The sequence below is a fragment of the Mycobacterium sp. NGS33 genome (assembly GCF_059812885.1).
The window spans coordinates 99,049-112,064 of the sequence record NZ_JCALDN010000008.1 but is presented as its reverse complement, the minus strand read 5'-3'; the positions used below and the strand labels follow the sequence as shown (position 1 = coordinate 112,064).

Genomic DNA, 13,016 nt, shown 5'->3' with positions numbered 1-13,016 from the left:
GGGTCGGGCACTCCGGGAACAGGATGCGCAGGCCTACGGTTGTGCACATCGGACTTTCAACCAACGAGAGGATCAGCCATGCCTGACACCGCCGCCGCGAAGAACAAAGCCGATTTCTGGTTCGATCCGCTGTGTCCGTGGGCGTGGATCACCTCGCGCTGGATCCTCGAGGTGGAGAAGGTCCGCGACATCGAGGTCAACTTTCACGTGATGAGCCTGGCGGTGCTCAACGAAAACCGCGAGGGCCTGCCCGACGAGTACCGCGAACGGTTGTCGAAGGCCTTCGGCCCGGTGCGGGTGGCGATCGCCGCCGAGCAGGCCCACGGCTCCGAGGTGCTCGCGCCGCTGTACACCGCGATGGGCACCCAGATTCACAACAAGGGCAACAAAGACCTGGACGACGTCATCAAGCAGTCGTTGGACGAGGTGGGCTTGCCGTCGGAGTTGGCGGACGCCGCGAACAGCGACGCCTACGACGAGGCGCTGCGCAAGAGCCACCACGCCGGCATGGACGCGGTGGGCGACGACGTCGGCACGCCGACCATCCACGTCAACAATGTGGCGTTCTTCGGGCCGGTGCTCTCCAAGATCCCGCGTGGCGAGGAAGCGGGCAAGCTGTGGGACGCCTCGGTGGCCTTCGCGTCCTACCCGCACTTCTTCGAGCTCAAGCGCAGCCGCAACGAGAAGCCCGAATTCGACTAGACCGGTAGGGGGCTGCTCGGCTTGCCATCGCCGACGTCAGGGCCGCGGGTGGCTGTGTAAGGATTGCGGGCATGCGCGTCTACCTCGGCTCTGACCACGCCGGATTCGAGCTCAAGCAGCAGATCATCGATCACCTCACCAAATCCGGGCACGAGCCGATCGATTGCGGCGCCTTCACCTACGACGCCGAAGACGACTACCCGGCGTTTTGCATCGCGGCCGCGGCGCGGACGGTGGACGACCCGGACAGCCTGGGCATCGTGCTGGGCGGCTCGGGCAACGGCGAGCAGATCGCGGCGAACAAGGTGCCCGGCGCGCGCTGCGCGCTGGCCTGGAGCGTCGAAACGGCGGCGCTGGCCCGCGAACACAACAACGCGCAACTGATCGGCATCGGCGGCCGCATGCACACCGTGGCCGAGGCGCTGGCCATCGTCGACGCCTTCTTGACCACGCCCTGGTCGAAAGCCGAACGCCACCAACGGCGTATCGACATACTCGCCGAATACGAACGCACCCACCAGGCCCCGCCGGTGCCCGGCGCGGCGAGCTGACGCCGGAAAGGTCTGCGCGTGCCCGAGGGGCATACCCTGCACCGGTTGGCCCGGCTGCACCAACGCCGCTACGCCGGCGCCCCCGTCGCGGTGTCGAGCCCGCAGGGTCGCTTCGCTGATTCGGCCGCCGTGGTCGACGGCCGGGTGTTGCAGCGCACCAGCGCATGGGGCAAGCACCTGTTTCATCACTACGCCGGCGGGCCGATCGTCCACGTGCATCTCGGGCTGTACGGCGCCTTCACCGAATGGGAACGGCCCGGCGACGAACCGTTTCCCGAAGCGGTCGGGCAGGTGCGGATGCGCATGATCGGCGCGGGCCACGGCACCGACCTGCGCGGGCCGACGGTGTGCGAAGTCATCGACGAGGGCCAGGTCAGCGACGTCCTGGCCAGGCTCGGCCCCGATCCGTTGCGCAGCGACGCCGACCCATCGTGGGCGTGGAAGCGAATCGCCAAGTCGCGCAGGCCTATTGGGGCACTGTTGATGGACCAGACCGTGATGGCCGGGGTGGGCAATGTCTATCGCAGCGAGTTGCTCTTCCGCCACCGGATCGACCCGTTCCGGCCCGGCCGCGACGTCGGAGAGGACGAGTTCGACGCGGCCTGGATCGATCTGGTCGCCCTGATGAAGGTCGGCCTGCGCCGCGGCAAGATCATCGTAGTGCGGCCCGAACACGACCACGGTGCGCCGTCGTACCGACCCGATCGACCCCGGACCTACGTTTACCGGCGGGCCGGCGAGCCCTGCCGCGTGTCCGGCGATCCGATCCGCACGACGGTGCTCGAGGGCCGAAACGTCTTCTGGTGCCCGGCATGCCAGCAATGAGCTAGCGGGCCGACCGGGGTCGGCGCGGTGGGTAGGAACTCTCGGCTCGAACCGCCGGCGCCAATTGTTTAGCCAAAGCACCAAAACGGGTACCAGCGACCACGTGAAAACTCTTCCACGTTTGGCCGCAACGGCTCTCGCGATCGGTGGGCTGGGTTTGGCGGGCTTGGGCGTCGCAACCGAGGCGCAGGCCCACCCAGGCCCCTTCCCGCAATGGTGTCCGGGTGAGTGGTGGGACCCGGGCTGGGGCAACAACTGGGACTGGAACAACTGCCACGACTGGCGGGGCGGACCCGGCGGCTGGAATCCGCCCGGTCCGGCCGGCGGCCCGGGCTGGGGTCCCGAGGGACCGCCGCCGCACCCGGGTGGCCCGTGGGGCCCGGGCGGGCCGCCGCCTCCCGGCTGGCACCCCTGATCCGATAGGTCACGCAACCAAATGCGCCCTGCCGATACCGGCGGGGCGCATTTGTGTTGTCAGATGACTCCCAGCACGGAGTAGACCTCGTTGGACAGCACCAGGCTGCGCGGATCGGCGTTGGCCTTGGTCGGGTCGAAGTGGTTGGCCACATAGGCGTAGCCGATGCGGTGCTCTAGGTCGACGAACCCGAACGAGCCGCCCAGCCCGCCGTGGCCGAAGATGCGCGGATTCGGCCCGTTGACGCAGCGCTGATTGAGCATGTAGCCCAAACCCCAGCCGTGGTCGGCCACCCGCGGCCCCAGCACCAGATCGGTCTCTAGGCCGCCCTGGCAGACCCGCACCAAATCCATGTGCTCGCGGCTGAGCACCTTTTCCTGGGCGAGCGCGTTGTAGAACGTCGCCAGTCCCAGCGCCGAGACCTGACCATTGGTGCCCGGGAACTCGAGCTCGCGCCACAGGTTCAGGTCGTGCGAGCCGAGTTCGTCGTCGGGGGCGAACCCCATCGAGATCGACAGCCCCGCCTTGGGATGCTCCGCGAGGCTGGTGGGATAGCCGGGGGCGTTCGCGTCGGCCAGCAGGTCGCGGGCATGCGGCTTGTTGACCCGCTCGGCGCACCGGTGTTGCTCGCTCAGCGGCAGCCCGATGTGCACGTCGGCGCCGAACGGTTCGGCGATCTCGGTGCGCAGGTACTGGCCGATGGTCCGGCCCGTCACCCGCCGGAACACCTCGCCGGTGATGAAACCGAAGGTGGTCATGTGGTAGCCCTGCGCGGTGCCCGGCTCCCACCACGGCTCGGCGGCGGCCAGCTGTTCGCAGACGTAGTCCCAGTCGGCGACCTGCTCCCACCGCATGCGGGTGCGGGGGCCGATCACCCCGGATCGGTGGCTCATCACCATCGCCAGCGTGATGTCCTGTTTGCCCGCCTGGGCGAACTCGGGCCAGTAGTGGGCGACGGGAGCCTGCAGGTCCAGCTCGCCGCGGTCGGCGAGCTGGTGCACGCAGGTGGCCGACAGGCCCTTCGTGCCGGACAACACCGTGGTCAGGGTGTTCTGCTGCCACGGCCGGGTACGGGCCGCGTCGGCCCAGCCACCCCACAGATTGACGACCAGCGACCCGTCGACCCACACCGCGACGGCGGCGCCGACTTCATCGCCCAGGGTGAAATTGCGCTCGAATGCGTCGCGAACCCCGACGAAGTCCGACGCGCATGAGCCATGAATCGACACGTCGGTCTTCAGGTCGCTCATGGCGCCTCTCTATCGAGCAGATAGTTAGCCCGAGCGGGCGACGGGAATCGAACCCGCGTAGCTAGTTTGGAAGACTAGGGCTCTACCATTGAGCTACGCCCGCATGTGTTCAGTCGAGCGTGACTGTAGCTGGCGACGAAGATCAAATCTAATCGACTCGGTTTTGTGATCGCTCCGTAAGGTCTGCGACGTCGCTGCGAAGCCCGTGACCAACCCAGTGTTTCAGGGGCCTTAGGATCATCGAGGTCAGCGCGGGGTGTAGCGCAGCTTGGTAGCGCATCCGCTTTGGGAGCGGAAGGCCGCAGGTTCAAATCCTGTCACCCCGACCAGCACGACTGGCCCCGTGCTTTCGCACGGCCCACCGACACCGAGAACGAACCAAGAACGAGCACTGAGGAGCACACCCGTGAAGAGCACCGTCGAGCAGTTGAGCCCCACCCGGGTGCGCATCAACGTGGAGGTCCCCTTCTCAGAACTCGAACCCGACTTCCAGCGCGCGTACAAGGAGCTGGCCCGCCAGGTGCGGCTGCCCGGATTCCGGCCGGGCAAAGCGCCGGCGAAGTTGCTGGAGGCCCGGTTCGGTCGCGAGGCCATGCTGGATCAGGTCGTCAGCGAGGCGCTGCCGGCGCGATACGGGCAGGCCGTCGCCGAGTCGGAGGTGCACCCGCTGGGCCAGCCCGAGATCGAGGTCACCAAAAAGGAGTACGGCGAGGAGCTGGCGTTCACCGCCGAGGTCGACGTGCGCCCCAAGCTGACCCTGCCGGACCCCGGTGAGCTCAAGGTCTCGGTGGACCCGATCGAGGTCAGCGACGACGACGTCGACGCCGAACTGCAGTCTCTGCGTGCCCGATTCGGGACGCTGACCGGGGTGGACCGCCCCATCGCCGACGGCGACTTCGTCTCGATCGACCTGTCGGCCACCATCGACGGGGAAGAGGTCCCGGGGGCCGCCGCGCAGGGCCTGTCCCACGAGGTCGGTTCGGGCCGGCTGATCGCGGGCCTCGACGAGGCCCTGGTCGGGCTGTCCGTCGACGAATCCAAGGAGTTCACCGCGCAGCTGGCGACCGGCGAGCACGCGGGCAAGGACGCGCAGGTCACCGTCACGGTCAAGTCGATCAAGGAACGGGAGCTGCCCGAGGCCGACGACGAGTTCGCCCAACTGGCCAGCGAGTTCGACACCATCGAGGAGCTGAAGGCCAACCTGCGCGACCAGGTCGGCCGGACCAAGCGCGCCCAGCAGGCCGAAAACATTCGGGAGGCCGCGCTCGACGCGCTGCTCGAGCAGGTCGAGGTGCCGCTGCCCGAAGCGATCGTCAAGGCGCAGGTGGACAGCGCCCTGCACAACGCCTTGCACAGCCTCAACCACGACGAATCCAAGCTCGAGGAGGTGCTGGCCCAGCAAGGCAAGTCGCGCGAAGAGTTCGAGACCGAGACGCGCACCGCCGCCGAGACGGACGTGAAACGGCAGCTGCTGCTGGACGCCCTGGCCGACGAGCTAGACGTCCAGGTCGGCCAGGACGACCTGACCGAGCGGCTGGTGGCGACGTCGCGGCAATACGGCATCGAGCCCCAGCAGCTGTTGGCCTACCTCCAGGAGAACAACCAGCTGCCGGCGATGTTCGCCGATGTGCGCCGGGCGCTGGCCATCGCGGAGGTGATCCGGGCGGCGACCGTCACGGATACCTCCGGAAACGCCATCGACACCAGTGAATTCTTCGGCAAGCATTCGGAGGCCGACGATTCAACTTCGGAGGCCGACGATGCCGAGCCGGCGGGCGAGGCTGAGGAGGCCGACAATTCAACTTCGGAGGCCGGCGAGTCCGACGAGGCCGACGCCGGGGAGTGACCGCGCCGTGACGCTCTGAGCGAACGCGGGGTGCGTGCCGCGAAACGGCGGCCTTGGTTGGTTAGTGTCGTGAATACAGGTCTGAAGAAAGCAGGTAACCCAGTCGTGACTGACATGCGTTCGAATTCGGTGGGTCTCAACCTCACAGATTCGGTCTATGAGCGCTTGCTCTCCGAGCGCATCATCTTCCTGGGTTCAGAGGTGAACGACGAAGTCGCCAACCGGCTGTGCGCGCAGATTCTGCTGCTCGCCGCCGAGGACAGCGACAAAGACATCAGCCTCTACATCAACTCCCCGGGCGGATCGATCAGCGCCGGGATGGCGATCTACGACACCATGGTGCTGGCGCCGTGTGACATCGCCACCTACGCGATGGGCATGGCCGCCTCGATGGGGGAGTTCCTGTTGGCCGCCGGCACCAAGGGCAAGCGGTTCGCGTTGCCGCATGCCCGCATCCTGATGCACCAGCCGCTGGGTGGCGTGACCGGTAGCGCGGCCGACATCGCCATCCAGGCCGAGCAGTTCCACGTCATCAAGAAGGAGATGTTCCGGCTCAACGCCGAGTTCACCGGCCAGTCGATCGAGCGCATCGAGGCGGATTCCGATCGCGACCGTTGGTTCACCGCGCAGGAAGCCCTCGAATACGGCTTCGTCGACCACATCATCACCCGCGCCGCCCACATCACCAATGGAGAAGCCCAGTGAACCCCGAAACCCAGCCCCAGGCGCGCTACATCCTGCCGTCGTTCATCGAGCACTCCAGCTTCGGGATCAAGGAATCCAATCCCTACAACAAGCTGTTCGAGGAACGCATCATCTTCCTCGGCGTCCAGGTCGACGACGCGTCGGCGAACGACATCATGGCCCAGCTGCTGGTGCTCGAGTCGCTGGACCCCGACCGTGACATCACCATGTACATCAACTCGCCCGGTGGCGGATTCACCTCGCTGATGGCGATTTACGACACCATGCAGTACGTGCGCGCCGACATCCAGACGGTGTGCCTGGGCCAGGCCGCCTCGGCCGCGGCGGTGCTGCTGGCCGCCGGGACGCCGGGCAAGCGGATGGCGCTGCCCAACGCCCGGGTGCTCATCCACCAGCCTTCGCTGCAGGGTGTGATCCAGGGGCAGTTCTCCGACCTGGAGATCCAGGCCGCCGAGATCGAGCGGATGCGCACGCTGATGGAGACCACCCTGGCCCGCCACACCGGCAAGGACGCCGCGACGGTCCGCAAGGACACCGACCGGGACAAGATCCTGACCGCCGAAGAGGCCAAGGATTACGGGATCATCGACACCGTGCTCGAGTACCGGAAGCTCTCGGCGCAGACCGCCTGACGTTTTCGGTCCGTCGCCGAACGTGCACTCACGGCGAGTTTTCGTCCGATTTTCCGCCCTGACTGCACGTTCGGCGAATCGCCGCGATATCGCCGGGTCCGACCCGGCAGCATCCGCCGACGATGCGGGCACCTGCCGCGATCCATTGCGCGGCCAGGCTCGCGTCGAACCGCGACGGTCCGATCCATTTGCGCCGCAAGGCATCCCAGCGTTCACCGCTGTTCGGGTAGACGATGACGGGTTTGCCTGTGGCCGCGGCGCGCGCAATCGCGGGCAACACGTCGTCGGGCGCGCAGCAGTTCACGCCGATCGCGACGATCTCGTCCACGCCGGCGGCCACCGAGAACGCCTCGGCCAGCGGCTGCCCGGCGCGGGTGTGGTCCCCGTCGATGGTGTAGCTCAGCCACGCCGGCACGCCGACCGCGCGCACCGAATCCACCAGCGCCTGCGCCTCGTCGACGTCGGGCACTGTTTCGCACGCGAGCACGTCGGCGCCGGCGGCGGCCAGGAGCTCCAGGCGGGGCCGATGCCAGCGCGCCAACGCCGCAACCGACAGGCCGTAGCGGCCGCGGTATTCGGAGCCGTCGGCCAGCGCCGCGCCGTACGGCCCGATCGACGCGGCGACGAGCAGGCCGTCGACCCCGGCGTCGTCCCGCGCCGCCCGGGCAAGCGCGACGCTGCGGCGCAACAACCCGGCGGTCTCCCGGCGATCGAACCCGCGGGCCGCAAAGCCCTCGAACGAGGCCTGGTAGCTGGCCGTCGTCGCGATCGTCGCTCCGGCGCGAAAGTAGGCGGCGTGCACGTCGACGATGTCCTGAGGAGCGTCCGCGAGCAGCCTGGCCGACCACAGGGAATCGGATAGGTCATGGCCGCGCGCTTCGAGCTCGGTGGCCAACCCGCCGTCGAGCAGCACGGATCCGCCGGGCCAGTCGAAGCCCCCAGCCACACCCACCTCGCCACTGTAGGGTGATTTCTCGGGGGTCCGCCCAGACCTCGCGCGATCGTCGGCGTCGGGTTGGCACCTCCACCGGTAGCGGGATCGGGGGGCAGTTCAGCCTCGGTCGCATCACGGCCGCGACACGCCAAAGACACGCAAAGCGCGCCTTTCGCGAGTGAGGGGCACCGTGTGGCTATATGTTTCATCCATACGGAAGAGGCATGAACTCCCGCAAATACCATCGGCGCGATTCGGCGCTTATGGTCGCGGCGGGCCCGATCAAGCGGGTAGCGTCGGTGAATACATGCGGGGACAGGCAACAGCAACGGCGAACAGGAAGTAGGCGCTGACGCACCATGGCACGGATCGGAGACGGCGGTGACCTGCTGAAGTGCTCGTTCTGCGGGAAGAGCCAGAAGCAGGTCAAGAAGCTCATTGCGGGCCCCGGTGTGTACATCTGCGATGAATGCATCGACCTGTGCAACGAGATCATCGAAGAGGAGCTCGCCGACGCCGACGACGTGAAGCTCGATGAGCTCCCCAAGCCGGTCGAGATCCGGGAGTTCCTCGAGGGCTACGTCATCGGGCAGGACACCGCCAAGCGGACCCTGGCCGTCGCCGTCTACAACCACTACAAGCGGATTCAGGCCGGTGAAAAGGGCCGGGACTCGCGGCACGAGCCGGTCGAGCTGACCAAGTCCAACATCTTGATGCTCGGGCCGACCGGTTGCGGAAAGACCTACCTGGCCCAGACCCTCGCCAAGATGCTCAATGTCCCGTTCGCCATCGCCGACGCCACCGCCCTGACCGAGGCCGGATACGTCGGTGAGGACGTCGAGAACATCTTGCTCAAGCTGATCCAGGCCGCCGACTACGACGTCAAGCGCGCCGAGACCGGGATCATCTACATCGACGAGGTCGACAAGATCGCCCGCAAGAGCGAAAACCCGTCGATCACCCGCGACGTCTCCGGTGAGGGCGTCCAACAGGCGCTGCTGAAGATCCTGGAAGGCACCCAGGCCTCGGTTCCCCCACAGGGCGGCCGCAAGCACCCGCACCAAGAGTTCATCCAGATCGACACCACCAACGTGCTGTTCATCGTCGCCGGGGCCTTCGCGGGCCTGGAGAAGATCATCTACGAGCGCGTCGGCAAGCGCGGCCTGGGCTTCGGCGCCGAGGTGCGCTCCAAGGCCGAGATCGACACCACCGACCACTTCTCCGACGTGATGCCCGAAGACCTGATCAAGTTCGGCCTGATCCCCGAGTTCATCGGCCGGCTCCCGGTCGTCGCCTCGGTGACCAACCTGGACCGCGAGTCGCTGGTCAAGATTCTCTCCGAGCCGAAGAACGCGCTGGTCAAGCAGTACACCCGGCTCTTCGAGATGGACAACGTCGAGCTGGAATTCACCGACGACGCCCTGGAAGCGATCGCCGACCAGGCGATTCACCGCGGCACCGGGGCCCGCGGCCTGCGGGCCATCATGGAAGAGGTCCTGCTGCCGGTGATGTACGACATCCCGAGCCGCGACGACGTCGCCAAGGTCGTCGTGACCAAGGAGACCGTCCAGGACAACGTGCTGCCGACCATCGTGCCGCGCAAGCCCTCCCGCTCCGAGCGTCGGGACAAAAGCGCTTAACTAGGTCCCGGAGCGCACCGCCATCCCCAGCGACGCCGTCCCACGGCGTCTTGGGTATGGCCTGGACCTGCTGAACTTTCTCCTGGCCGACGTTCGTGACGGCCTGGGCCCGTACCTGTCGATCTATCTGCTGCTGACCCATCATTTGGGACCAGGGGTCGATCGGGTTCGTCATGGCGGTCGGGGGCATCGGGGCGATCGTCGCCCAGGCCCCGGCCGGCGCCCTGGTGGACAGGAGCACGGCCAAGCGGGCGCTGATCGTCGGGGGCGCGTTGACCGTCGCCACGGCGTCGCTGGCGATGCCGCTGTTGCCCGGCTTCTATTCGATCTCCGTGCTGCAAGCGCTCACCGGGATCGCCGGACCCGTGTTCGCGCCCGCGTTGGCCGCGATCACCCTGGGCGTCGTCGGGCCCCGGCGCTTCTCCCGGCGGATCGGACGAAACGAGTCGTTCAACCACGCCGGGAACGCCTGCGCCGCGGCGATCACCGGCGCACTGGCCTACTTCTTCGGGCCGGTGGTCGTGTTCTGGGTGCTGGCCACCATGGCGGCCGCCAGCGTGATTGCGACGCTGTGGATCCCGGGCGACGCGATCGACCACGACGTGGCCCGGGGGATGGACCATCTCGCCGGGGCGCCACACCAGGCGCCGTCGAGGCTGACGGTGCTGCTGGGCAACCGCCGCCTGATGATCTTCGCCGCGACGGTCATCGCCTTTCACTTCGCCAACGCGGCGATGCTGCCGCTGGTCGGCCAGCTGCTCGCGCTGCACAACAAGGACGTGGGGACCGCCCTGATGGCGGGCTGCATCGTGGCCGCGCAGGTCGTCATGGTGCCGGTGGCCTACCTGGCCGGGGCCAAGGCCGATTCGTGGGGCCGAAAGCCGATCTTCCTGGCCGGTTTCGCGGTGCTGGCCGCCCGCGGCTTCCTCTACACCTGGTCCGACAACCCGTACTGGCTGGTGGGGGTGCAGCTGCTGGACGGCGTCGGCGCCGGCGTGTTCGGCGCTCTGTTTCCCCTGGTCGTGCAGGACGTGACCCACGGGAGTGGACGCTTCAACGTCAGCCTGGGGGCGGTGACGGCGGCGTCGGGCGCCGGCGCGGCGGTGTCGAACCTGGTCGCGGGCTCGATCGTGGTCGCCGCCGGCTACGACGCCGCATTCATCTTCCTCGGTGTGCTCGCGGGTGCCGGCTTCGCGCTGTATCTGTTCGCGATGCCAGAGACGGCCGCGACGAAAATCGCGGCCGAAAATGTGTCGCCCGGTGGCCGACACGGTATGAACGACGGTTGATAACGCGCAAGACGTGACCAACGCCACAGTTTGCCCTGCTACTCGTTAGTAGATGTCGCTGACGTCGCCTTTTGGCCGCGCACGCGGCCGAGATGACGGCGCAGACACGGCCATGGCGACCGAAAATCAGTGCCATAATTGATACTTCCAGTGACATCAAACCGACACGGCCGGAAAGTCACTTTCACGGGCGTAATCTAGTTTGCGCGCGGTGTCCGCGCGGTGAACAAAGTGGAGGGCAGCGAGGTGGATCCGAACGGCAGCGGAGCCGGATCAGACTCACATGGGGCTTCCCCCAACGGATCTGCCCGTCAACGCCTCGAGCAGGTCGTCATCCGCTTTGCCGGCGACTCCGGCGACGGCATGCAGCTCACCGGGGACCGGTTCACCTCCGAGGCAGCGCTTTTCGGCAACGACCTGGCGACCCAGCCCAACTATCCCGCGGAGATCCGCGCCCCCGCAGGCACGCTTCCCGGGGTCTCGTCGTTCCAGATTCAGATCGCCGACTACGACATCCTGACCGCCGGTGACCGGCCCGACGTCCTCGTCGCGATGAATCCCGCTGCGCTCAAGGCCAATATCGGTGACCTGCCCCGCGGCGGCATGGTGATCGCGAACTCCGACGAGTTCACCAAGCGCAACCTGACCAAGGTCGGCTACGTCACCAACCCGCTCGAGACCGACGAGTTGTCGGACTACGTGGTGCATTCCGTCGCCATGACGACGCTGACGCTTGGGGCCGTCGAGACGATCGGCGCCACGAAGAAGGACGGCCAGCGCGCCAAGAACATGTTCGCGCTGGGCCTGTTGTCGTGGATGTACGGGCGACCGATCGAAACCAGCGAGAAGTTCATCCGGGAGAAGTTCGCCCGCAAGCCCGAGGTCGCCGAGACCAACGTGCTGGCGCTGAAGGCGGGCTGGAACTACGGCGAGACGACCGAGGCCTTCGGCACCACCTACGAGGTCTCCCGGGCGACGCTGCCGTCGGGCGAATACCGCCAGATCTCGGGCAACACCGCCCTGGCCTACGGCATCGTGGCGGCCGGCCAGCTGGCCGACATCCCGGTCATGCTCGGCAGCTACCCGATCACCCCGGCGTCCGACATCCTGCACGAACTGTCCAAGCACAAGAACTTCAACGTCATGACGTTCCAGGCCGAGGACGAGATCGGCGGCATCTGCGCCGCCATCGGTGCCTCCTACGGCGGCGCGCTGGGCGTCACCACCACCTCCGGCCCGGGCATCTCGCTGAAGTCCGAAGCACTCGGGCTGGCCGTGATGACCGAGCTGCCCCTGCTCGTCGTCGACGTGCAGCGCGGCGGCCCCTCGACCGGACTGCCCACCAAGACCGAACAGGCCGACCTGCTGCAGGCGTTGTTCGGCCGCAACGGGGAGTCACCGGTCGCGGTGCTGGCCCCGCGCTCGCCCTCGGACTGCTTCGAAACCGCGCTCGAGGCGGCGCGCATCGCGGTGTCGTACCACACGCCGGTAATCGTGTTGTCCGACGGCGCCATCGCCAACGGGTCGGAGCCGTGGCGCATTCCGGACGTCGGCGCGCTGCCGCGCATCACGCACACGTTCGCCAAGCCCGACGAGCCGTTCCAGCCGTACGCCCGCGACCCGGAGACGCTGGCGCGCCAGTTCGCCGTGCCCGGCACCCCGGGCCTCGAGCACCGCATCGGCGGCCTGGAAGCGGCCAACGGCTCGGGCAACATCTCCTACGAGCCGGTCAACCACGACCTGATGGTCCGGTTGCGCCAGGCCAAGATCGACGGGATCGCCGTCCCGGATCTGGAGGTCGACGACCCGACCGGCGATGCCGAGCTGCTGCTGATCGGCTGGGGCAGTTCCTACGGCCCGATCGGCGAGGCCTGCCGGCGCGCGCGGCGCAAGGGCATCAAGGTCGCCCACGCCCACCTGCGCTACCTGAACCCCTTCCCGGCCAACCTGGGTGAGGTACTGCGGCGCTATCCGCAGGTGGTGGCGCCCGAAATGAACCTGGGGCAGCTCGCGTTCCTGCTGCGGGGCAAGTACCTGGTCGACGTGCAATCGGTCAGCAAGGTGCAAGGCGTCGCGTTCCTGGCCGACGAGATCGGCCGCGTCATCCGCGCCGCGCTGGGCGGGACGCTGGCCGAAGTCGAGAACGACAAGACGATGGTCGCCAGAATGGCGGCAGCAACGGTTGGAGCGGGCGCATGATGGTGCCGGCGCCAATGCAGAGCGAAGC

11 protein-coding genes, 2 tRNA genes and 1 pseudogene are annotated in these 13,016 nt (G+C 67.4%); 11 read left to right on the top strand and 3 right to left on the bottom strand.

Features of this window, described 5'->3' with window-relative positions; translation table 11 throughout:
• Nucleotides 1–78 precede the first annotated feature (78 nt).
• From AC5Y5B_RS15515 to AC5Y5B_RS15500, 4 genes are all read left to right on the top strand, one after another.
• A complete protein-coding gene (locus AC5Y5B_RS15515) occupies nucleotides 79–702 on the top strand; it encodes a mycothiol-dependent nitroreductase Rv2466c family protein (protein ID WP_112630826.1) in 624 nt (207 codons plus the stop codon).
• Nucleotides 703–773: 71 nt separating this feature from the next.
• The gene (locus AC5Y5B_RS15510; protein ID WP_500005792.1) at nucleotides 774–1,253 is read left to right on the top strand and encodes a ribose-5-phosphate isomerase; all 480 of its coding nucleotides are present in this window, start codon (nucleotides 774–776) and stop codon (nucleotides 1,251–1,253) included.
• Nucleotides 1,254–1,271: 18 nt separating this feature from the next.
• Nucleotides 1,272–2,078, top strand: a complete 807-nt coding sequence (locus AC5Y5B_RS15505; RefSeq protein WP_500005790.1) for an Fpg/Nei family DNA glycosylase — start codon at nucleotides 1,272–1,274, stop codon at nucleotides 2,076–2,078.
• A gap of 121 nt (nucleotides 2,079–2,199) precedes the next feature.
• On the top strand, nucleotides 2,200–2,493 hold the full coding sequence (locus AC5Y5B_RS15500; RefSeq protein ID WP_112630822.1) for an Mtp family mycobacterial-type pilin: 294 nt from the start codon (nucleotides 2,200–2,202) through the stop codon (nucleotides 2,491–2,493).
• A 59-nt stretch (nucleotides 2,494–2,552) separates the two neighbouring features.
• On the opposite strand, the gene AC5Y5B_RS15495 is transcribed toward AC5Y5B_RS15500, so the two are convergent.
• Nucleotides 2,553–3,743, bottom strand: coding sequence for a serine hydrolase domain-containing protein (locus tag AC5Y5B_RS15495; RefSeq protein WP_112630820.1), 1,191 nt, complete (start codon nucleotides 3,741–3,743; stop codon nucleotides 2,553–2,555).
• A gap of 32 nt (nucleotides 3,744–3,775) precedes the next feature.
• Nucleotides 3,776–3,846 (bottom strand) — tRNA-Gly (locus AC5Y5B_RS15490).
• 149 nt (nucleotides 3,847–3,995) lie between these two features.
• On the opposite strand from AC5Y5B_RS15490, the gene AC5Y5B_RS15485 reads away from it, so the two are divergent.
• From AC5Y5B_RS15485 to clpP2, 4 genes are all read left to right on the top strand, one after another.
• Nucleotides 3,996–4,072: transfer RNA gene (locus AC5Y5B_RS15485), tRNA-Pro, on the top strand.
• 77 nt (nucleotides 4,073–4,149) lie between these two features.
• Entirely contained in the window at nucleotides 4,150–5,589 is a 1,440-nt protein-coding gene (tig, locus tag AC5Y5B_RS15480; RefSeq protein WP_500005787.1) for a trigger factor, read from the top strand.
• 114 nt (nucleotides 5,590–5,703) lie between these two features.
• Nucleotides 5,704–6,294 (top strand): ATP-dependent Clp protease proteolytic subunit, encoded by a 591-nt coding sequence (locus tag AC5Y5B_RS15475; RefSeq protein ID WP_112630816.1) that lies wholly within the window; start codon nucleotides 5,704–5,706, stop codon nucleotides 6,292–6,294.
• Nucleotides 6,291–6,926, top strand: coding sequence for an ATP-dependent CLP protease proteolytic subunit ClpP2 (gene clpP2 / locus AC5Y5B_RS15470; RefSeq protein WP_066860217.1), 636 nt, complete (start codon nucleotides 6,291–6,293; stop codon nucleotides 6,924–6,926). The genes AC5Y5B_RS15475 and clpP2 overlap by 4 nt, the downstream gene beginning before the upstream one ends.
• A gap of 28 nt (nucleotides 6,927–6,954) precedes the next feature.
• On the opposite strand, the gene mmuM is transcribed toward clpP2, so the two are convergent.
• Nucleotides 6,955–7,878, bottom strand: coding sequence for a homocysteine S-methyltransferase (gene mmuM / locus AC5Y5B_RS15465; protein WP_500005785.1), 924 nt, complete (start codon nucleotides 7,876–7,878; stop codon nucleotides 6,955–6,957).
• A 341-nt stretch (nucleotides 7,879–8,219) separates the two neighbouring features.
• Here mmuM and clpX point away from each other — a divergent pair, with 341 nt between their 5' ends.
• From clpX to AC5Y5B_RS15450, 3 genes and pseudogenes are all read left to right on the top strand, one after another.
• Nucleotides 8,220–9,500 carry an ATP-dependent Clp protease ATP-binding subunit ClpX gene (clpX, locus tag AC5Y5B_RS15460; protein WP_112630812.1) on the top strand — a complete coding sequence of 427 codons (1,281 nt, stop codon included), beginning with the start codon at nucleotides 8,220–8,222 and terminating at the stop codon, nucleotides 9,498–9,500.
• 22 nt (nucleotides 9,501–9,522) lie between these two features.
• Nucleotides 9,523–10,789: pseudogene (locus AC5Y5B_RS15455) on the top strand (MFS transporter).
• A gap of 246 nt (nucleotides 10,790–11,035) precedes the next feature.
• Nucleotides 11,036–12,988 (top strand): 2-oxoacid:acceptor oxidoreductase subunit alpha, encoded by a 1,953-nt coding sequence (locus AC5Y5B_RS15450; RefSeq protein ID WP_112630884.1) that lies wholly within the window; start codon nucleotides 11,036–11,038, stop codon nucleotides 12,986–12,988.
• Nucleotides 12,989–13,016: the final 28 nt, after the last annotated feature.

What these genes read in the sequence shown, in the direction of transcription:
- AC5Y5B_RS15510 (WP_500005792.1), top strand. Translation starts at nt 774, where the DNA reads ATGCGCGTCTACCTCGGCTCTGACCACGCCGGATTCGAGCTCAAGCAG.
- AC5Y5B_RS15515 (WP_112630826.1), top strand. Translation starts at nt 79, where the DNA reads ATGCCTGACACCGCCGCCGCGAAGAACAAAGCCGATTTCTGGTTCGAT.
- AC5Y5B_RS15495 (WP_112630820.1), bottom strand. Translation starts at nt 3,743, where the DNA reads ATGAGCGACCTGAAGACCGACGTGTCGATTCATGGCTCATGCGCGTCG.
- clpX (WP_112630812.1), top strand. Translation starts at nt 8,220, where the DNA reads ATGGCACGGATCGGAGACGGCGGTGACCTGCTGAAGTGCTCGTTCTGC.
- AC5Y5B_RS15475 (WP_112630816.1), top strand. Translation starts at nt 5,704, where the DNA reads ATGCGTTCGAATTCGGTGGGTCTCAACCTCACAGATTCGGTCTATGAG.